This is a genomic window from Paenibacillus sp. FSL H8-0282, assembly GCF_037963825.1.
GTDB lineage: Bacteria > Bacillota > Bacilli > Paenibacillales > Paenibacillaceae > Paenibacillus_AQ > Paenibacillus_AQ odorifer.
Genome location: NZ_CP150146.1, coordinates 5,173,566 through 5,195,256 on the forward strand (window position 1 = coordinate 5,173,566; position 21,691 = coordinate 5,195,256).

17 protein-coding genes are annotated in these 21,691 nt (G+C 46.6%); all 17 read right to left on the reverse strand.

The window, feature by feature from the left end:
* Positions 1 to 2 precede the first annotated feature (2 nt).
* The 17 genes from spoIIGA to NST94_RS22565 all read right to left on the reverse strand — a co-directional run bounded on the left by spoIIGA (position 3) and on the right by NST94_RS22565 (position 21,604).
* Positions 3 to 950, reverse strand: coding sequence for a sigma-E processing peptidase SpoIIGA (spoIIGA, locus tag NST94_RS22485; protein WP_076217866.1), 948 nt, complete (start codon positions 948 to 950; stop codon positions 3 to 5).
* A 267-nt stretch (positions 951 to 1,217) separates the two neighbouring features.
* Positions 1,218 to 2,339 carry a cell division protein FtsZ gene (gene ftsZ, locus NST94_RS22490; protein WP_076129065.1) on the reverse strand — a complete coding sequence of 374 codons (1,122 nt, stop codon included), beginning with the start codon at positions 2,337 to 2,339 and terminating at the stop codon, positions 1,218 to 1,220.
* Between the two features lie 61 nt (positions 2,340 to 2,400).
* Positions 2,401 to 3,663 carry a cell division protein FtsA gene (gene ftsA, locus NST94_RS22495; RefSeq protein WP_076136520.1) on the reverse strand — a complete coding sequence of 421 codons (1,263 nt, stop codon included), beginning with the start codon at positions 3,661 to 3,663 and terminating at the stop codon, positions 2,401 to 2,403.
* A gap of 343 nt (positions 3,664 to 4,006) precedes the next feature.
* Complete coding sequence (locus NST94_RS22500) at positions 4,007 to 4,762, reverse strand: FtsQ-type POTRA domain-containing protein (RefSeq protein WP_076129061.1); 756 nt, start codon at positions 4,760 to 4,762, stop codon at positions 4,007 to 4,009.
* Positions 4,763 to 4,827: 65 nt separating this feature from the next.
* Entirely contained in the window at positions 4,828 to 6,111 is a 1,284-nt protein-coding gene (gene murA / locus NST94_RS22505) for a UDP-N-acetylglucosamine 1-carboxyvinyltransferase (RefSeq protein ID WP_036683642.1), read from the reverse strand.
* Positions 6,112 to 6,316: 205 nt separating this feature from the next.
* Positions 6,317 to 7,429 (reverse strand): undecaprenyldiphospho-muramoylpentapeptide beta-N-acetylglucosaminyltransferase, encoded by a 1,113-nt coding sequence (murG, locus tag NST94_RS22510; protein ID WP_339281315.1) that lies wholly within the window; start codon positions 7,427 to 7,429, stop codon positions 6,317 to 6,319.
* Positions 7,430 to 7,434: 5 nt separating this feature from the next.
* A complete protein-coding gene (gene spoVE, locus NST94_RS22515) occupies positions 7,435 to 8,532 on the reverse strand; it encodes a stage V sporulation protein E (protein WP_036683647.1) in 1,098 nt (365 codons plus the stop codon).
* 49 nt (positions 8,533 to 8,581) lie between these two features.
* A complete protein-coding gene (murD, locus tag NST94_RS22520; protein WP_280753439.1) occupies positions 8,582 to 10,003 on the reverse strand; it encodes a UDP-N-acetylmuramoyl-L-alanine--D-glutamate ligase in 1,422 nt (473 codons plus the stop codon).
* Positions 10,004 to 10,006: 3 nt separating this feature from the next.
* Positions 10,007 to 10,972, reverse strand: a complete 966-nt coding sequence (gene mraY, locus NST94_RS22525) for a phospho-N-acetylmuramoyl-pentapeptide-transferase (protein ID WP_036683653.1) — start codon at positions 10,970 to 10,972, stop codon at positions 10,007 to 10,009.
* 21 nt (positions 10,973 to 10,993) lie between these two features.
* Entirely contained in the window at positions 10,994 to 12,400 is a 1,407-nt protein-coding gene (gene murF, locus NST94_RS22530) for a UDP-N-acetylmuramoyl-tripeptide--D-alanyl-D-alanine ligase (RefSeq protein ID WP_036683655.1), read from the reverse strand.
* Entirely contained in the window at positions 12,397 to 13,884 is a 1,488-nt protein-coding gene (locus NST94_RS22535; RefSeq protein ID WP_280753440.1) for a UDP-N-acetylmuramoyl-L-alanyl-D-glutamate--2,6-diaminopimelate ligase, read from the reverse strand. Before NST94_RS22535 ends, murF begins: the two co-directional genes overlap by 4 nt.
* Before the next feature lie 55 nt (positions 13,885 to 13,939).
* The gene (locus tag NST94_RS22540) at positions 13,940 to 15,865 is read right to left on the reverse strand and encodes a stage V sporulation protein D (RefSeq protein ID WP_076185250.1); all 1,926 of its coding nucleotides are present in this window, start codon (positions 15,863 to 15,865) and stop codon (positions 13,940 to 13,942) included.
* A gap of 79 nt (positions 15,866 to 15,944) precedes the next feature.
* Entirely contained in the window at positions 15,945 to 18,179 is a 2,235-nt protein-coding gene (locus tag NST94_RS22545) for a penicillin-binding transpeptidase domain-containing protein (RefSeq protein ID WP_076129051.1), read from the reverse strand.
* 46 nt (positions 18,180 to 18,225) lie between these two features.
* Positions 18,226 to 18,618 carry a septum formation initiator family protein gene (locus tag NST94_RS22550; protein WP_036683668.1) on the reverse strand — a complete coding sequence of 131 codons (393 nt, stop codon included), beginning with the start codon at positions 18,616 to 18,618 and terminating at the stop codon, positions 18,226 to 18,228.
* A 23-nt stretch (positions 18,619 to 18,641) separates the two neighbouring features.
* Complete coding sequence (gene rsmH / locus NST94_RS22555) at positions 18,642 to 19,595, reverse strand: 16S rRNA (cytosine(1402)-N(4))-methyltransferase RsmH (RefSeq protein ID WP_036683671.1); 954 nt, start codon at positions 19,593 to 19,595, stop codon at positions 18,642 to 18,644.
* A 36-nt stretch (positions 19,596 to 19,631) separates the two neighbouring features.
* Positions 19,632 to 20,069 carry a division/cell wall cluster transcriptional repressor MraZ gene (mraZ, locus tag NST94_RS22560; protein WP_036683674.1) on the reverse strand — a complete coding sequence of 146 codons (438 nt, stop codon included), beginning with the start codon at positions 20,067 to 20,069 and terminating at the stop codon, positions 19,632 to 19,634.
* A 263-nt stretch (positions 20,070 to 20,332) separates the two neighbouring features.
* On the reverse strand, positions 20,333 to 21,604 hold the full coding sequence (locus tag NST94_RS22565) for an adenosylhomocysteinase (RefSeq protein ID WP_280753465.1): 1,272 nt from the start codon (positions 21,602 to 21,604) through the stop codon (positions 20,333 to 20,335).
* Positions 21,605 to 21,691: the final 87 nt, after the last annotated feature.

The following is a 21,691-nucleotide window of genomic DNA, read 5'->3' on the forward strand; positions in this document are numbered from 1 at the left end:
GATTAGGAAGGCAGTGCTGCAACAGTAGCGCTCTCTTTTTGAGCCAAATCAGGATGTATTACAGCCCGATAGGCTCCATCCCCCGACAATGTCCCACCATCCAGCCCAATCAAGACTCTTTTACAATAAAAGATATCTTCACCAAGCTTTATCGTCACCTGATCAGGCTTCAGTGCGAGCATAAATGATGCCCCCCGGTTAACTCCCCTGTAAGGCACCAGTCGCATCCTGTCCTGCCAAGCAAACGACTGCCCGTCCGTTTCTAGTAAAAGTTTGTCCGCTCCGTCCTGAGTGAGTCTACCTTTCCATGTTTCAGGCAGATGTCCCTCCCAGAGCGAAGATTCCATAACCATCACCGGTATGCGGGTCAAAGGATCACAAAGCCGGTTACCTGTGTCTAGCAGGCCGGGACAGGAAACAGTCACTCCATCAATTTCTACTACCACCTCACCGATATAGGTTTCAAGCTGCTCCCTTCTGATTCGTGAGGAGTGCACTGCCTTGAAGCAGATTAACACCAGGGGAAATACTGCAATTACAAACCAAAAGCCAATCTTTAGGCGGTAAGCATGCCCTCCTGAAGCAGTGAACATAATACCATTCCAAATATCACCGGAGCTCTGCAGCAAATAGTGAATACCTACAATCCCACCAGCCGCTGCGAAATTGATAATATAAAAAGCTCCCATAGTGCGAAGGTAGCTTTGCAGACTTCCAAAACCAAAGGCAATCCATAGCATAACCACCGACAATCCAAACTTAATGAGGAAGGTATACATGAAAGACAACTCCGGCACAAACATCATCACCACATACAGCGCACCAACCAGAGCTGAGAGAACTAAGCGCCACCATGATATCCTCAGCTTGACCATCCAGCCTGTCAGCCACAAAAGAATTCCGTCGATCACTAGATTGGCGGCGAATATCAAGTCAATATAAACAACCAGTGCATTCACCTGCTTACTATGGCGGAATCTATCCTGTAGCCAAAATAGATCAGGCTCTGTTTTTTTGGACGATATGATTAGTATAAAAAGTCTCGCATTCAAAGTCTGTCTAAACTTGGGGGGCATTCTTAAGGTTTTTTTGTCGAGTTATAGCGCGGGAGGGTTTTATTCCTACTGAACAGCATTTCACATAAAAAAAGCACCGCATTGCCCTAGCTCTATTAGCTGGGGAATACGGTGCTTCATATCTCTTAATAAAATATTTAATTAGTCATTGTTGCCACGATTACGGTTACGCAGGAACGTCGGAATATCTAACTGATCTGACGTGTTCTGATTCCCGAACGGACGCAGATTAGCAGCGTTCTTATCCGGTGCTGCCGCTGGCTCGTTATTCGTCGAGACCGGACGGCGTCCTGGAGCTTCAGGCGATGGTTTATGTTCAAAGCCAGTAGCAATTACTGTTACTTTGATATCATCCTTCAGGCCCTCATCAATTATCGCACCAAAGATCATATTCACTTCAGGATCAGAGGCGGATGTAACAATCTCAGCCGCTTCATTGACTTCGTATAGAGAGAGGTTAGATCCTCCCGTAATGTTCATGATTACGCCGCGGGCGCCTTCAATAGACGTTTCCAAGAGTGGGCTCATGATGGCTTTACGTGCTGCTTCAGACGCACGGTTCTCACCATTTGCAATACCAATACCCATAAGCGCTGAACCGCGCTCTGTCATGATCGTCTTTACATCCGCAAAGTCAAGGTTAATCAGACCAGGAACCTTAATTAGGTCAGAGATACCTTGAACAGCCTGCCGGAGAACATTATCTGCTTCACGGAAAGCTTCCAACATCGGTGTTTTCTTATCAACAATTTCAAGCAAACGGTCATTTGGAATGACGATTAGTGTGTCGACTTTTTCTTTCAAAGCTTCGATTCCAAGCATTGCCTGGTTATAACGTTTTCTTCCTTCAAAAGTGAACGGGCGAGTCACTACACCCACAGTCAGGGCTCCACACTCTCTAGCAATTTCAGCTATAACTGGTGCCGCACCTGTACCTGTACCGCCACCCATTCCTGCAGTAACAAATACCATATCTGCACCTTTAAGGGTATTCGAAATCAGATCACGGGATTCCTCCGCTGCTTTCTTACCGACTTCAGGGTTGGCGCCTGCACCCAAACCGCGGGTCAGCTTGTCCCCAATCTGCAGCTTGTGCTCCGATTTGGCCATATGCAACGCTTGGGCGTCTGTATTAACCGTAATAAATTCTACACCCTGAACGCCGTTTTCAATCATCCGGTTGACAGCATTACTACCTCCGCCGCCCACGCCGATGACTTTTATTTGCGCCAAGCTCTCCATTTCAAAATCAAATTCTAACATATTGTTCCATCTCCCCCTCAATGTGCTTGGATGGCCGGTCCAAGTATATCTGGACTTACACTTATATAAACTCGCTAAACATATTTTTTAGACGCTCCACAAATCCGGGCTTCTGAACAGTTTCCTGACTCGGAGTGGCGTTCTGCTTGCTCCGGTTGACCGTCTTTTTGTTGCTGCTTCCACCACTGTTTCTTCCACGGAAACTACGGACAACATTATGCAGAATACCGACACCGCCGGTAAACCCAGGGTCCCGTACACCGATATAATCCGGCACGGCGATGCGTACAGATGCAGCCAGCTCGGTCTGAGCAGCCTTCAATACACCCGGCATCGAGACAGTCCCACCTGTTAGTATATAACCTCCAGGCAGTTCACTGTAACCAAGCCGTTTAACTTCTTGACGAATCAGGTGGAATATTTCTTGCACCCTTGGCTCGATAATGGCCGCCAGATCCTCTTGGTTAAATTCCTTCTCCACGTTACTGCCAATGCGCAATACCTTGAAGACAACGTCTGAGGCTGCATCGTCAATCCAAGCACAACCATATTTAAGTTTTACCTTCTCCGCTTGATCAGTAAGTGTCCGAAGTCCGTAGGCAATATCATTGGTTACGAATTCTCCTCCGATCGGAATCGTGGAGGTTGCACTAAGAGAACCCTCTTCGTATATGGCTATTGTTGTTGAGCCCGCACCGATATCAACCAGAACAGATCCCATCGATTTCTCGTCCTTGGACAGCGCCAATCCACCAGCTCCAAGAGACATCAGCACAAGATCCTTTACCTTCAGCCCTGATTTCTCAACACAGCGTAGTAGATTATGTATTGGCGTCTTAGCACCCGTAATGATTGTTGCCTCAACTTCCAGACGAACACCAATCATTCCGCGCGGGTCTTGAATTCCTTCAAGACCATCGACGATAAATTGTTTGGGAACAACATCAATCACTTCACGCTCCGGAGGCATAGCAATGACTTCCGCAGCTTTAATTACGCGATCGATATCATCATCGCCGATTTCACGATCCTCATTCTGAACGGCCACAACACCGTGGCTGGATTGCAGGCCAATATGATTACCGGAAATGCCTACATAAACCTCTGATATTTGAATACCCACCATCTGCTCTGCATGATCTATAGCACTTTTGATCGATTGCACAGTTTGGTCGATATCTACAATCGCGCCTTTACGTATTCCTTCCGAATCGGCAGATCCAACGCCAATAATATTAAAGGTTCCATTGGTAACTTCCCCAATTATTGCCCGAACTTTGGATGTACCGATGTCCAAACTAACAATGATGTCATTGTTGCTCAAGTCCTATGGCACCTCCTGTTATAATCATAATTAATTGCATTACCTTATCCCGGTCCCGGGAAACTTCTCTGTACATATTCAACATACCTAATCCTTTCCCTCTTTTTTCTACAAATTTTTTGAACGGAATAATATTCCAACATCCCCAAATGTGAATAGTTACTCATATGTTATTGTAAAAATAGCAATTATCACAAGAAATATCGGTCTAATTGGTCATTTCAACCAAATATAGTACTATATCTCAAAAAAATCGAAGAAAAAAGAGGGATATAGCTTATTGCCCGTAACTCCGATTGTAGCATTTTTTTAACTCTATTAGTAGGGACTATTTACCTCCACACTACTCTTGCGCAACATCTTCTTCATCGCTTACAACCTGAAAGGGAACATATGAATCGGCTTCTAGCATTTTAATCAGTCCAGGCTGTTCAGTCTCTATAATCTGATTCAAATAGGACACCTTGCTCTTTAGCAATGAGATGGCTGTAATCACCTCAAAACGGGATCTAGTATAGAGCTTGATCCGGTCTGGAAAAGACAAGGTCGGCGAGGGAACAATCTCAGAGATATCACTTGTCAATTCATTAGGAATGCTTGCTAATGCTTGACATAGCTTAGCCTTATTCGGATCTTCCGGGTCCCAGTTCGTTAATATGGGTTTCTCAACGGCAATTCCTGTCTCATTAACAGGGACTGCAGCTCCACTGGATAGAATTGCCTTCAAGAGGCCTCCCTGTTCCAGTTCATAGGCTACCGCTGGAAATTCCTCAATCTTCACTGTGATCACCCCGGGGAAATCCTTCTGCACGCTGACGTCTTTAATCGTCTTAAGCTTCAGCAGAGATTCTTCCACAGCTTTCGTTGATACAGCAAAGAATTGCCCACCTATTTTAATTCCACTTTGTGAGAGTAGCTCTTCACTAGTAGAATACTTACTACCTTGAAAATCTATCACTGTAATATGGCTAATAGACGATCTAAAAAAAATCACAGCAAGAAGCGCAGTGAACAGCAGCAGCAGGATCGCCGTAATCTTACGGCTCATTTTTTTCTTAGGCTTGTCCTCTTTAAGAAGAGGTAATCGGGTTGTAGTCATTCTCATATTCTCCGTAATAAGGCCCTGTCTCCTTCTCTGGGAGATCTGGAAGGAGACAGGGAGCTTTAATTGGCCAAATCAAGTGGATCCGTTACAGGCACCTTACGGCTTATACGCGCGCCAAGCTTCTGAAACAGCTTCTCTATTCCATCATAACCACGGTCAATGTGATGCGCTTGCTCAACGACCGTAGTCCCTTGTGCAGCAAGCCCGGCAATGACCAGAGCTGCACCCGCCCGCAAATCAGTAGCTTCCACAGTAGCACCATACAATCTCTGAACGCCGCGAATAAACGCACGATTCAAATCGATAGAAATGTCAGCACCCATCCGGGCCATTTCTTCCACATGTTTGAACCGTCCCTCAAACACCGTCTCCTTGATCACACTAAAACCATCGGCGAGCGACAGCAGCACCATGACCTGAGATTGCAGATCCGTCGGGAAAGAAGGATAAGGAGAGGTTACAATTCTCTCAACCGCACGCGGACGCCCCATGCAGCTGACATTAATTATATCATTGCATACTGTGATTTGAACACCAGCCCGCTTAAGCACATGAATAAGCGAAGTCAGATGCCCGGCGTTCGTATGTGTCAAGGTCACATTCCCACGTGTAGCTGCCGCAGCAATCATTACAGTTCCAGCCACTATCCGGTCTGGGATTACCTCGTACGTACAGGGATATAAGTTTTTGACACCCTGGATCGTAATGGTATCCGTGCCTGCACCGATAATCTGAGCACCCATACTATTCAAAAATTGCTGTAGATCCTGTATTTCCGGCTCTCTTGCTGCTCCCGATATCGTAGTTGTCCCCTCTGCCTTGGCGGCAGCCATCATAATATTCTCCGTGGCTCCAACACTTGGATAGTCGAGATGAATATCACTCCCTACAAGCTTTGAGCCCCGACAGGATATTCGTCCGTTGCTTTCCTCGATCTCCGCCCCCAGTGCTTTAAGACCCTGCAAATGAAGATCGATTTTACGCTCCCCGATCGCACAGCCACCAGGCTGATAGATCGTTACCTCACCAAATCTGGATAACAGCGGTCCCATTAAAAAAATGGAAGATCTCATCTGCCGCATCAAATCCTCAGGTACATGAGATGTCCCCACGGCTGACGTATCTATCGTCACCGTATCCTCTTGATGCACGCACCTGCAGCCCAGCCGATCCAAGATGTCTAGCATAGTCTCGATGTCCAGCAGCTTCGGCACATTATGCAGTGAGTGAACTCCTTCGGCCAGCAGGCTTGCCGCTAGAATCGGCAGCGCCGCATTTTTTGCTCCATGGATACGAATGGTGCCTGACAGGGGACTTCCACCCTCAATCACCAATTTGTCCAATGTATCACCTCCGAGATTACCGCTCACCCACCACAAACACTTCCGATACAAGGTCATATGAAATGTACAAGATTATCCTGCACTACCTTTCAGGTTAGGAAGTGTCCTGGGTGATTGTCACGATTATAGGATTATCCTATGTTCGTTCCTCCAAGTGTGTGACAGAGAGCTGCCAATAAGGAAAAACCTCTCAAAGGTTAATGGCTTAAGACTGTTTACTAGCTAGTCTTCGGAGTTCGTTAGTGACAATGGCAGCAGAATCCCTTTTGCCCAGTCGTTTGGAAGCCTCGGACATTTTTTGGCGTACAGCTTCAGTTCCAATGATTGCTTGCACAGCTTCATAAAGCGCCTTACCATTCAAATCCTTCTCAAGCAGCACCACAGCGGCTCCTTCGCGTTCCAGCTGTCTTGCATTCGCCTCTTGGTGATTATTCGTCACATTAGGAGAAGGGATAAGTACAGAAGGAATACCCAGCGCTGTAATCTCAGCGAGAAAGGATGCCCCCGCCCGATTTACGATTAAGGAGGTACAAGCCAAGACCTCCGGCATATTGTGAACATAAGGTAGGACATGCAGCCAGTTCGGTGTGCTACCCAGCTTCTGACGCAATTCAGCACGGGTATCCTCAAAATAAGGCTCACCTGTAACGTAAACATAATGAACACCATTACCCTTACCCACAAATGGGGCCATTTCAATCATGGCTTTATTAATAGCCTTAGCCCCTTGACTGCCGCCAACAACCAAAACAACCGTGCTGTTATCCGGAATGCCCAGCGAGGCAAACCCCCGTTGTGGACTAGCCGTAGTAACCGTCGTTGCCCGAGGATTACCTGTGTAGATTACGTGCTTGCTCCCCGGAAAAGCAGATTCTGTCCCTTCAAAGCTTACGGCCACTGTACTCGCGTAACGACTTAGAAAACGATTTGTTAAACCAGGGATAGCATTTTGTTCATGGATCAAGGTTGGAATACCCAGCCGGGATGCAGCGTAAACGACCGGACCACATACATAACCGCCTGTACCAATTACAACATCAGGCTTAAACTCTCTTAACATTTCTTTGGAAGCCTTAACGCCCTTTAAAAAACGCATCACCGTCTTGACGTTGTCCATGGACAGCTTGCGCCGAAAGCCAGTGATGTCGATAGATTTGAAAGGGATATTCTCTTGGGGAACGAGCTTGCTCTCTAAGCCACGCGTTCCACCAATATACAGGAAGGTAGATTCACTATCTTCTGATTCCAGTTGTCTAGCAACAGCGACTGCGGGATAGATATGACCACCCGTGCCTCCGCCGCTTAATACGATACGCATGTCTTTCACCTCGCATAACGGGATAAGTTCAATAGAATGCCCAGGGAGGTTAACATCAGTGTAAGTGAAGAACCTCCATAGCTAATCAGAGGAAGTGTGATGCCTGTTACAGGCATTAGACCGATGACCACACCAATATTAATAATGACTTGCACAGCCACCATACAGACGATGCCAACGGCCAAATAGCTTCCAAAACGGTCAGGCAGACTCATCGCCACCTTCATTCCGCGCCAGATTAGAATAAGAAACAGGATCAACACAGCCAAACCACCGATAAACCCCAGTTCCTCGGCCAATATAGAAAAAATAAAATCGGTCTGCGGCTCAGGTACATAACTGTACTTCTGCCGGCTCATTCCAAGTCCGAGACCCCCGAGCCCTCCAGGCCCAATCGCGTATAGCGACTGAATAATCTGGTAGCCTGCACCGAGGGGATCGGACCAAGGATCAAGAAAAGCGGTTATACGCTGCAACCGGTAAGGTGCTGCGGCAACCAAAGCAACAAACCCAGCCACCCCAGCTACTCCTAGTGAGAGTAGATGTTTCATTCTTGCTCCAGCTGTAAAGACCATCATTAAGGCCGCGCCAAACATAACGGTACCTGTACCCAGATCCGGCTGGAGCATAATCAGTGCAAAAGCTGATCCGATAAGCGCTAACGGGGGAAGTAAGCCACGAGTGAAGGAGGTGATATCATACTCTTCTTTTCCCAGCCAATTCGCCAGAAATAGAATCATCCCCATCTTCATGAACTCGGAGGGCTGAATCCCGAAGGAGCTGATTCCGAGCCAGCTGCGCGCTCCCCCGCGAACTACACCAATGCCGGGAATAAGCACCATAACGAGCAAAATAAAGCAGACAATCAGTGCCGGCTTAGCCAGCTTTTTTAACACTTTGTAGTCTGTATTCGCTGTAACAAACATTGCAACAAGTCCCAGTCCTGCAAACAAAAGCTGCCTCTTTACAAAGTAAAACGAATCTCCATAATTGCGGAAGCCTAAAACAGATCCGGCGCTGTATACCATCACCATGCCGATCACCAGCAAAGAAAGAATGGGAATCAGCAACCAAATATCGGGAGCATGACGAGTTTTGTTCATCAGGAGCACACCTCTTGCATCCGTAGTAGGGGCTTATCCACCCCCCTACTTAAAGGTTATGCACCGCCTCTTTAAAAATACACCCGCGCTCTTCATAGGATGTAAACATATCCCAACTAGCACATGCAGGAGACAGGAGAACGATATCTCCTTCTTCCGCCAGAGCGGAAGCTTCCCGCACAGCTGCTTGCAGCACGGCGGCGGCGCTCTCCCCATTATCGACGGAGATAATCTGCTTTAATCCTGCCAGCTGTGCTACATTTATTAGCTTGTCCTTGGTTTGTCCTAACGCCACCAAAGCTTTGACGCGTCCGCTCAGGACAGGCAGCAGCTCCATATAATCGGAGCCACGGTCTAATCCGCCAGCAATCAATACCACCGGCCGCTGAAACGATGTCAAAGCCGTAATTGTCGCTTTGGAGTTCGTTGCTTTGGAATTGTTATAATAAGCGGCTCCAGCCTTATCAGCTACATACTCCAGGCGGTGCTCCACACCGCGAAAAGAAGAAAGCACTTCGCTTAATAGAGAGGGGTCCGCTCCAGCGGCAATAGCAATTCCACAGGCAGCCAGCGCATTCCCCACATTAAAGCGACCCGGAAGGGCGATGGAATCTACATCGGCGATTATCGTTTCCTTGTCCGCAGATTCGCGATAGATAATGTGGCGCTTCAGCTCATCATCTTGCCCCGTAATGTAGGACGGGCTAACAAATACTCCATGAGGCAGCTCCTCAAACAAGGAGAATGGAAGAATCGAAGCCTTCATATAGGGTACAAGTTCCCGGCAGACAGGATCATCCCAGTTCAGCACTGCTGTATCCGTAGCTAATTGATTAGCGAACAGCTTGGTTTTGGAATCCACATAATCTTTCATGCTTCCATGATAATCCAGATGGGTCTCTGCAATATTCAGCAGACAGCCTATCTTAGGCCGGAAGGTCTCCGTTCCTTTAAGTTGAAAGCTGCTAAGCTCAACTACCATCCAATCATCCTTTGTAGCCTCTTGTGCAGCCTGACAGAGAGGCGTACCAATGTTGCCCGCAACTATAGGGTTCATTCCCGCAGCTTCCAGCATATGGCCTACCCAGGTCGTCGTTGTCGTCTTACCATTGGAACCCGTGATCCCGATCATCGGCGCTGCACAAAGTCGATAAGCCACCTCTACCTCTGTGACCACTTCAATTCCAAGCTCAATTGCCTTTTGTACAGGGGGCGCAGAATAAGGAATGCCTGGATTCTTGATTACCAGACTTACACCTTCATGAATAAGACCTTCCGGATGCCCACCGCATATAACACAAATTCCCAAAGATTCCAATTCGGAAGCTTCGGGACTTTGATCTCTTTCTTTTTTATCGTTCACCGTAACTACAGCGCCGCGTTCATGCAGCACTTTAGCCACCTGGACACCGCTTTTAGCAAGCCCAAGAACCACAACTTCTTCACCACGATACTTATCTGGATGTTTCATTCTCTACAACCCCTTGCTAATAAATAGTCCCACAGCAGCCAACACCAAGCTAACCGCCCAGAACGAAATTACCACACGCCACTCCGACCAGCCACCAAGCTCAAAATGATGGTGAATCGGGCTCATTCTGAATACACGTTTGCCACGGGTTTTAAATGAAACGACTTGAATCACAACGGACAACATTTCAATTACAAAAACACCGCCAATGATGAGAAACAGCAGCTCACTCTTCGTGACAATAGCAATAGCACCTATCGCGCCACCAATACCAAACGAACCCGTATCCCCCATAAATACTTTAGCAGGGTGGGCATTAAACACAAGAAAGCCAAGTACAGCACCAATCATGGCCGCAGCACATACACCTGCCGCAATAGACGTAGCCTGCATTGCCACCACCGCGTATGCGGCCAAAGCAATGGCACTAACCCCAGACAACAGTCCATCGACTCCATCTGTAAAGTTAACGGCATTCGTCACTGCCATCATCATAATAATGATGAATGGATAATAGAACCAGCCACCCCAATCAAAGCTGAAATCAGTACCTGGAACGCTGATACTTGTACTGTGTCCGGCATAGATCAGAAGACCGCACATTAAAGCACCAACCAGCAGCTGTCCAAATAACTTTTGACGAGCTGTGAGCCCTAAGGAACGCTTAAATACAATTTTGATATAGTCATCCAAAAATCCAATCAATCCAAAACCAAGCGTAGCTACAAGCAGTACATAAAAATCTGTATTCACCACAGAAAATTTCAGATAAGACAAGGTAAAAGCTACGATAATCACGATACCGCCCATAGTCGGCGTTCCCGCTTTCTTCAAATGGGTTTGCGGTCCGTCATCTCGCACCTGCTGTCCGAATTTCATCCTGCGCAGAAGCGGAATGAAGAGCGGAGCGGCAATGACCGCAAGGATAAAGGAAACAGCAATAGTCAATAACAATAGTTGATAATCCATGGGTACACCCCCTCCAATGATTTAGGTCTGTTGAATATCTTTATTTAGGCTCTGAAGCACTTCCTCGAGCTTCATCCCTCTTGATCCTTTAAATAGAACAATATCCTTAGCACTGCATTTCTCTAGAAGGACAGCGGTTAGTTCCGCTTTATCTGTAAAAGCTTTGACGCGCTCTTTGCCGAATTTCTCTTCTGCTGCTTTGGCAATATGAACGGATAATGGTCCGTAAGTACATACAAAATCAGTTAAGGAAGGGTCAAGGTAGTAGCCTATTTCTTGATGAAATTCTACTTCCTCCGGCCCAAGTTCCAGCATGTCCCCGAGCACAGCGATTTTATTGCCACTGCATTTCATAGATTGCAGGACATCTATAGCCGCCTTCATAGAAGTAGGGCTGGCATTATAAGCATCGTTTAAAAGCGTAAGTCCGGAGGAAGTCCGAATCACTTCAATCCGCATGCCCGTCAACTTGAGCTTGCTCAGACCGTCCTTCATATTCTGCTCCGTAACCCCAAAATGACGAGCAACCGCTAGTGCAGCCAGAGCGTTAACAACGTTATGCTGACCTGGCAGCGGTAATGTAAAAGCATGTTCCTTATGACGGCTTGACGTGAACGTCATGCCACCAGTATGGGACATCATCCCTGTTGGATAATCATCATTATCCTCATTTAGACCAAATCGGAAGGTTCTCATCCCTTCTGGAGCCTTAAAAGTGGACTCTTGCATTACCTCAGTCAGCAGCGGTTCGTCACCATTATAAATCAGCAATCCCCCCGGCTTCAGCCCTTCAGCAATCTCCAGCTTGGCGCGGGCTATTTCTTTACGTGACCCCAGCTGCAGTAAATGCGACTCGCCTACATTAGTAATTACCGCTACGTCTGGTTCAGCCAAAGAAGCCAGCAGAGCAATTTCTCCCCGCGAGCTCATCCCCATTTCAAGTACAGCGATCTCTGTATCCTCAGCCATGGATAAAATAGTAAGCGGAAGACCGATATGATTATTGAAATTCCCTGCTGTCTTATGCACTTTGAACTGCACTTCAAGCAGAGACATAATGATATCTTTTGTTGTTGTTTTCCCGTTGCTGCCCGTAACAGCGACAACCTGTGGAGCCACTTCCTTCAGATAAGCAGCGGACAACTTCTGAAGAGCCTCTAGTGTATCTTCAACAATAATAACTCCGCCACCTTCAGGTACCGGTCCTTTATCGCGTTGCCACAAGGTTGCACCCGCACCAGCAGCCAGTGCTGCGGCAGCATAGTGGTGACCATCGAATTTGTCTCCAGATAGAGGCACAAACAGGCAACCGGGTGTGATCTTACGGGAGTCGGTAACGACTCCCGTAAGGGTTGTATTCATAGCTTCGACAGCAGCAGGTTCCCCTGCGCACATGGCAGCAATATTTTCAAGCGTTCTTGTAATCAATAGTTTCGGCCCCTTATAACTTCTTTAGCGACGATGCGGTCATCGAAATCATGAACCACTCCGCCAATCAGTTGATAGGTCTCATGACCTTTCCCCGCAATCAATACTACATCGCCAGGGCTTGCCATTTCAATAGCCTTCCCGATAGCTTCTCGGCGATCAACAATCATATGATACCGGTCAGAGGTGACTCCATCCTCTACTAGTCCTGCTTCTATATCCTTCAAGATTAGTTGAGGGTCCTCCGTCCGGGGGTTGTCAGAAGTTACGAATACCATGTCGCTATATCGTGCAGCGATCTTCCCCATTAATGGACGTTTCGTCCGGTCTCTGTCACCGCCACAGCCAAATACTGTAAGCACTTTGCCGGTAGCAAATTCGCAGACCGTTTTTAATACATTCTCTAGCCCGTCTGGTGTATGTGCGTAGTCAACGATAACAGCAAATTCCTGACCTTCGTCCACTGACTCCACCCGTCCAGCTACACCATCGATTGCCTCAAGACTAGTCTTGATATCAGCCAGAGAGACATCTTCCAATAAAGCAGCTGTAATCGCCGCGAGTGCATTGTAGACATTGAACTTACCAACCATACGGAGTGAAATGTCCGTCTTCCCCTTAAACGTATCCACATGGAAAAAAGTTCCTTTTGCGGTGATCGATATTTGCGAAGCTCGGACATTAGCGTTGTTATCAATGCCATATGTAATCACTTCCGCCGCAGTTTGGGCTGCAAAATATTGACTGGCTTCATCATCCGCGTTCAACACCGCATATTTGCGTTCTTCCTTCCACGGAGAGATCACATTTCCCAATCTGGAGAAAAAGAGCCCTTTAACCGCCCGATACTCCTCCATTGTATGATGATAATCCAGATGATCTTGGGTTAAGTTCGTAAAAATTGCCGTACGGAAGTCCGCACCCTTCACACGTCCTTGCTGAAGTGCGTGAGAGGATACTTCCATTACGCAACATTCCACACCTTTGGAAGCCATATCATGAAGGGAACGCTGCAGATCTAGCGATTCTGGAGTTGTGCCTGACATAGGGTAGCTTTTGCCGTCATAGCGCATTTGAATTGTTCCAATCAGACCTGTCTTCATATTCTGATCCTGCATAATCCGCTCAATGAGATAAGTCGTTGTTGTTTTGCCGTTTGTGCCCGTCACCCCGATCATTCTCATCCGGCTGCTAGGTGAGCCAAAGAATGCATTCGACATGACAGACATCGCAAACCGGCAGTCATCTACAACAATCTGCGGGATATCAAGCTCCAGCTTGTGCTCACATACAATAGCCGCCGCTCCGGAGGCTACTGCTTGCGGCGCATATTTGTGCCCGTCCACGGTGTGGCCAGGCAAACAAATGAATACATCTCCCGGGCCTACACGGCGGGAATCCGTCTGAAGATCAGTAATTTCCACATCTCCATCCCCGTATAGTTGCGAAGTAGCAAGACAAGCAGATAATTCGTTAACTTTCATAGTAATCCCTCACTCTACATTTTCGGATACGAGCTAAAACCTTATACCTTAATCATTATTCACTAGATGCTCCCATATAAATCCTGATGGTTGAGCCCTGTTCTACTCTGGCCCCAGCCTTAGGAGCTTGATTGATGACCGTATTTCCTGTGCCTGAACGTGCAAGATTAAAATTCATATTTAAATCCTCATAGATATCCTGCACCGTTGCTCCGGTAAGATCAGGTACGGTCACTATCGGAGTTTCGCCATACTTATAAGTTTTGGGAAGCTGATCACTGCGCTCCGGAATCTTCATATAGTGCAGCGAGTCTTCCAAAATATTTTGCACGATTGGAGCTGCAACCACACCCCCAAATTGAATCCCTTTCGGATTATCCACGGCAGTGTACACAACGATCTGAGGATCATCCGCTGGCGCAAAGCCAATAAAAGAAACAATGTGCTCTGTTGGAGAATAACGTCCATTTACAACCTTCTGTGCAGTACCCGTCTTGCCACCTACACGATAGCCGTCAATAAAAGCCGGCCGTCCTGTGCCTTTGGCAACCACGCTCTCAAGTGCTGCCCGCACCTTCTTGGATGTTTCCTCCGAAATGACCTGCCGCACAAGCTCTGGCTTCACCTCTGATACAGTCTCTCCAGTAACCGGGTTAACCCATGCTTTTGTTACATGAGGTTTATAGAGATTACCGCCGTTGATAGCCGCGGATACCGCAGCAATCTGCTGAATAGGCGTAACCGAAACCCCTTGACCAAAGGCTGTAGTCGAAAGCTCTACCGGACCTACTTGATTAAGCTTGAACAGAATACCATTAGCTTCCCCATTCAGATCAATTCCCGTTTTGCTCCCAAAACCAAAATCCCTAATATATTTGAAAAGTGATTCTTTTCCCAGCCGTTGCCCTAAGGCGACAAACCCAGGGTTACAAGAGTTCTCAACTACCTGTAGAAAGGTTTGACTACCATGACCGCCCTTTTTCCAGCAGCGCAGCTTTGCGCCCGCCACCTCGATAAAACCCGGATCATAGAAATGATCGTTCTGAAGATCTACTTTACCTTCCTGCAGCGCAGCAGCCAGAGTGATGATTTTGAACGTTGAACCAGGTTCATAGGTCATCCAGATAGGCAGATTCCGGTTGTAAATCTGCGCATCATATTCCTTGTATGATGCTGGTTCATACCCCGGTCTGCTAGCCATGGCTAGTATCTCACCATTCTTCGGATTCATAGCTATAGCCCAAGCACCCTGCGCCTGATATTTTACCATAGCCTGATCAAGCTCACGTTCCATAATGGACTGGATCTGTTTATCAATCGTCAGCTGCAGATTAAGTCCGTCTTGAGGGGCAGAATATTTCTCAGATGAGCCAGGCATAAGTCTTCCACCTGCATCAGACAAATAAGAAATATTACCGGCTATGCCTTTGAGCAGATTGTCATATATACTCTCTACTCCTGTAATGCCCTGGTTATCTATACCTGTGAAGCCTAGAATATGCGCGGCTAAATCGCCGTAAGGGTAATACCTTTTGCTATCCTCAGCGACAACGATGCCCGGCAGCTGCAAATCACGGATGCTCGCGGCAAGATCCATCGTAATTTTGCGGCCGCCGGGCTGAAGTTTCACCGACATTTCTTTTTTGGACAGCAATGTCATCAGCTTCTCCTCAGTCATCCCAAGCAGTGGAGCTAATTGCTGTGCTGTCTTTTGCTTCTCTTTTACCTGCACCGGTACTGCATACACTGTAGGTGTGGTGATATTAGAAACGAGCGGCACACCTTCACGATCCATAATTTCACCACGTTTAGCGGTAAAAGGAATATTGCGGCGCAAGGAATCTTCTACCTTCGCAGTCAATTCCTCGCCTTGAGATAATTGCACATACGCAAGACGCACGACCAGCGAACCGAATAACACTGCCAGTCCCAGCAATGTCCACAGCATTCTCCGCCGTGTTACGACTTTGGAAACCTTCATTCCGTTCTCCCCCACTTTCAACAATAGACATGAGCTCTTATCTTCATGACTATTCGGGACAAACAGGGGTTAGAACAAGCTATGTTCCGCTCTCGGAATCTGTCCCCTCATCAGCAGGCGGGGCCACGGGAATATCTTCGCCATAATCATTTAATGGCTTCATTTTCAAAGTGACCAAGGTCTTGCCATTTTGCGTGCCTACAATCTGTTCTGAGACGTAACCTTCACCGTCTACCGCAATCTCTACTTTTAGTAGAGTTAGAATTTCAAGTGCATCACGCAGGGATTCCCCTTTTAAATCTGGAATGGTAGGCTGAGCCCCCTGCGGACTTAATAAATAGATCCGTTGCCCTGTAGCAAGCTTAGTACCTGCCTCAGGATATTGACTCTCTACAGTAGATCCTTCACCGACCACTACATAATCGAAGCCTTGATCCAAAAGTGCTTCTCTTGCTTCCTTCATCGTCTTGTCTGTTAGATCTGGTGTAGTCCGAAGTGCGACTGTTTCAGTCTTAGCCGGCTTTTTACTGCTGCTATCACTAGCCTCAGACGCCAGCTTAGGTACTCCCATGTATTGCAGAGACTGGGATACAATCTCTTTAAATACTGGAGCAGCTGCCTTACCGCCGCCAACCTCAACGTTCGGTTCGTCAATAATGACAATAACAGCGATCTTTGGATCATCAACAGGAGCATAACCAATAAAGGAGACAAGTACTTTGGATTTCACATAATCCTTACCTTCAACCTTGATAGCCGTTCCTGTCTTACCTGCCACGCGATAGCCGTCAATATAAGCGTTGCGGCCTGTTCCTTTTACTTGGTCAGCAACAACCTGCTCCAAATATTCACCCGTTTTCTTGGCGCTTTCCTCATCAATCACCTGACGCACTACACTAGGCTGAGTAACCTTTGTCTCACCAGTGTTAGGGTTTGTGACCTCCTTAACTACATACGGAGTCATCAACTTCCCCCCATTAGCTATAGCAGATACGGCAACTAGCTGTTGAAGTGGGGTTACTAGCACTTTACCGTGTCCATATGCGAGTGTCGCAATTTCTATAGGACGTCCAAGGTTAGGGTTAACTACCCCGCTTACTTCTCCTGGCAGATCGATTCCCGTTTTCTCATTGAAGCCAAAATCATTGATATACTGTAATAGCTTGTCCTGTCCGAGCATTTCATATAGCTTAACGAATAGAACGTTACTAGAACGTTTCACACCTTCAAGAAAACTGATTTGCCCCCATCCAGCATGATTAATATCATGCAGTGCTTTACTATATCCCTTTATCCGGATGGACCCGGACAAAAATGTCGCAACAGGATCAAAAAGCTTCTCTTCTACTGCGGCGGCAAGCGTTACAATTTTGAAAGTGGAACCAGGCTCGTATTTAGATTTAATAGCATGATTATAGAATCCCGCCCCATCGGCCCCGGTCTTCCAAAATTCATTTGGATTATAGGTAGGCATATTGGCTAATCCCAAAATCTCCATCGTGTTCGGATCAGCAGCAATGACACTCATACTTTTTGGCTTATATTGCGCATACGCCTTTTGCATGGCCTCTTCTATATAATGCTGGATCGTACTATCGATTGTAAGCTTGAAATTACTTCCATTTACTACTGGCTTATAGGTATCTTGTGAATCCGGCAATTTTACCCCTTGACCGTCACTTTGATAAAGCAGCTTGCCATCGGCACCCTTAAGCTCCGTATCAAAGTATTTTTCCAGTCCCATGATAGCATTGCCGTCCCTATCTGTATAACCTAAGATATGTGCAGCTAATTCATCTTTTGGATAATATCGTTTCTGCTCTCTAACAAGCCCAATACCGGTCTCTTGAATTTTATGTTCTTTACCTAGGGCTACATAAAATTCTTTCACCTTATCGGCAAGCTCCTGATCAATCTTCCAGCCTTCATTACGAATCTCACGGTTCTTGAGGTAAGCACCCGTCTTTTCGTCCTTGGCTTCAACCAGCTTACGCAGCTCATCCTCTGGTTTGCCGAGCAATTCGTGCAATCCTGTGATGACCTCTTCCCCGATGCCTTGTTGTTGAATCACTTCAGGATTCACCACCACGGTATAAGCAGGGACATCGCTAGCGAGCACACTCCCGTTACGGTCAGAAATCGTACCTCGCTCCGCTTTGATAGTTGAGGAATGCGCCCAAAGTGTGGCGGCCTTTTCCTGCCATTCCTCACCTTGCATAACTTGAATCCAGAACACTCTAACGATCAAAACAAGAAAAAAGAGGGTAATACACCCTCCTATAAACAGCGTGCGAAGTTTTATTCTTTTCAGCATAAGCGAACCTCACAACTTTTTTTATTGCGATCTTGCCAATCGCTCACTAATTATCACCTGGAGTCGTTGCTGAGCTTGCCGGAATATAGATTGTTGCATTCTCATCCGGGGACACATAACCAAGATCCCGTGCTTTTTGGGCGACTTTCTGCTCTAAATTCTGCTTTTCCATCTGATACGTAGAAATCTGCTTCTTGGCTGTTGCAATATCCTGATCTAATTTCTGAGCCTGCAAGTTCAAATCATAAATTTGGACGTAACGTGAAATCAGGGTGATCGCCACCAGAACGCATACTCCTAGCGTCAGCATATACAAAAGTTTCTCTTGCAGCGGAAGTACTCTTCGTCTGGTAACTACTTTTGTCTTCTCGCGGTAAAGGGGGTTTACCTCTTCTTTTCTTTTGGGCTGAACTGCTAAATTGCCGCGGGTATAGGCCATCTCTGACTCTCCTTTATCGTCAATTACAATTTTTCTGCAATGCGCAGCTTAGCTGAGCGGGCTCGGGTATTAAGCTCAAGCTCTTCTTCAGAAGGCACAAGCGGTTTACGATTGATTAACTTAAGCGTGCCTTTCGCGCCGCATACGCAAAACGGAAAGTCAGGCGGGCATGTACATCTGCTTAAATAGCTGCTAAAAATTTGCTTGCAAATTCGGTCTTCGAGCGAATGAAAGGTGATGACGGATACTCTGCCTCCTGGTGCAAGGCAACGTACTGCACTATGTAGCCCTTCTTCAAAAGCACCCAATTCGTCATTCACAGCAATCCTTAATCCTTGAAAGCTACGTTTAGCGGGATGCCCTCCTGTTCTTCGAGCAGCTGCCGGGATACCTTCCTTGATCAGTTCTGCTAATTCTCCTGTTGTCTCAATAGGAGCTTCTTCTCTTCTGTCTACAATTTTTCTAGCGATTCTCCGCGAGAATTTCTCTTCTCCATATTGGAAAAGAACACGGGCAATCTCCTGCTCGGACCATGTATTCACAATTTCAGCAGCCGTCAAAAGTGCTGACTGATCCATGCGCATGTCCAGCGGAGCATCATGATTGTAACTAAAGCCTCGTTCCCCTTCGTCAAACTGGGGAGAGGATACGCCAAGATCAAAGAGCACTCCATCTACTTGGGGAATACCATCTGTTTGTGGCACAAAGGGCACATCCTTAAGTACACTCTCCAGATCACGGAAGTTAGTCTTAATAGTCACAACCTTGTCTCCGTATTCCGCTAATCTTTCTTTGGCGTTCTCCAAAGCCCAATCATCTTGATCCAAACAGATTAAACGGCCTTCGCCGCTAAGCTTGGAAGCGATAAGTGAGCTGTGACCCGCTCCACCGAGAGTGCAATCTACATAGATTCCGTCTTTTTTGATGTGCAGCCCTTCTGTCGCTTCTTCCTTAAGCACCGTGATGTGGTGAAACAAGCTGCATCCCTCCAGGACAGTATTCGTTATTGTGTTTTATAGATCAAAATTGAAATCCACCAATTTCTCAGCGATTTCGTTGAACGATTCCTCGGACTGTTCGAAGTACTGTTCCCAAAGCTCTTTGTTCCAGATTTCCACCCGGTTCGAAACGCCCAGAATGACACAGTCTTTGTCCAGTTTGGCATACTGCCGTAAATTGGCCGGCAGATTTACCCTTCCCTGCTTATCCCAAACACATTCAGTTGCACCTGAGAAAAAAAAGCGGCTAAATGCGCGGGCATCTGATTTCATCAGCGAAAGGCTTTTAAGCTTTTGTTCCATGATTGCCCATTCTTCCATGGGATAAACAAACAGGCAGGAGTCTAGGCCGCGGGTCGTCACGAAGGAGGTTCCGAGCAATTCACGGAGTTTAGCCGGAATAATGATTCGGCCTTTGTCGTCAATGCTGTGTTGATACTCTCCCATGAACATCCTTTTTCCCACCCCTAATCCCCGAATCCCCACTTTACCCCACTTTTCACCACTTAAGCATAATAGATTCGCCATTAAAAATCAAAAACCTTTTTCTGGCCAAGGAAATTTTTCCTAAATCAGATAGCTCGTTTCCCGAAAAACATTTCTCCACAGAAAAAAGCCATGCAATCGGAATCTTGTCCGTTGCATGGCTTTGTTAAAAAAGTTGCTTCAGTTCAAGGTACACTGGTTAATACACTTTATTGTTATGCGTTCAGTTATTAATCGTTCAAATTCCAGCTGTCCAAATAATCGACTTGTGCCGGAGTGAGGCTATCGATGTTAATGCCCAGACTTTCCAGCTTATAACGTGCTACTTGCTCATCCAGCTCATAAGGAACATTTTCAACTTTTACGCCAATGCTCTTATAATTATCATTTACATATTTCAGCGACAGTGCCTGGAGTGCAAAGGTTGTATCCATAATTTCAGCAGGGTGACCATCAGCAGCACCCAGATTTACAAGTCTGCCTTCGGCAAGCAGATATAATTTACGTCCGTCACGAAGCTGGTACTCTTCGATATTTTTGCGAACGGTACGTTGGGATACGGATCTTTCCGACAGCTCAGGCTTATTCACTTCAACGTCGAAATGGCCCGCGTTGCACATGATTGCTCCATCCTTCATCACATCATAATGTTCACCGCGAATTACATAACGGTTACCAGTTACTGTAACGAAGAAATCACCAACCTTAGCTGCTTCCAGCATTGGCATTACTTCAAAACCGTCCATATGTGCTTCAATGGCTTTAATCGCATCAACTTCTGTGACAACCACTTTTGCTCCAAGTCCTTTGGCGCGCATGGCAACACCTTTACCACACCAGCCGTAACCGACAACAACTACTGTTTTGCCCGCTACGATAAGGTTGGTTGTGCGAATAATTCCATCCCATGCCGATTGGCCAGTGCCATAACGGTTATCAAACAAATATTTGCAGTAGGCATCATTAACCGCGACCATTGGGAACTTCAATACGCCTTGCTTTTGCAGAGCTTTTAGACGAATAATCCCGGTAGTTGTTTCTTCAGCACCCCCGCGAATATTCTCCATCAGATCAGGACGCTCCGAATGCAGCAATGTAGCAAAATCCCCACCGTCATCAATAATCAAGTCCGGTTTGCTCTCCAGTGCTTTGATATTAAGGGCTTTAAATTCTTCAGGAGACGGATTGTATTTAGCAAATACTGTGATTCCATCCTCCACAAGCGCTGCACATACATCATCCTGTGTAGATAGTGGATTCGAACCTGTAATGGTTACATCTGCACCACCAGCTTTGACAACCTTCGCCAAATAAGCGGTTTTAGCTTCCAAATGCAATGTAATCGATACTTTCAGACCTTTAAATGGCTGTTCTGCTTCAAACTGCTCACGAATACGGTTCAGTACCGGCATATGCTGGCGAACCCAGTCGATTTTCAAATGCCCTTCCGGTGCGAGTGACATATCAGCCACGATACTATTTTGTTTAGATGAACTCATTATGAAACCTCCTAAAAGTTTTATGGAGCTATACTTCTATGATCCACTTCGCAATAAAACTTGCTCCGTAAGCATACGCTTTGTTTTGTG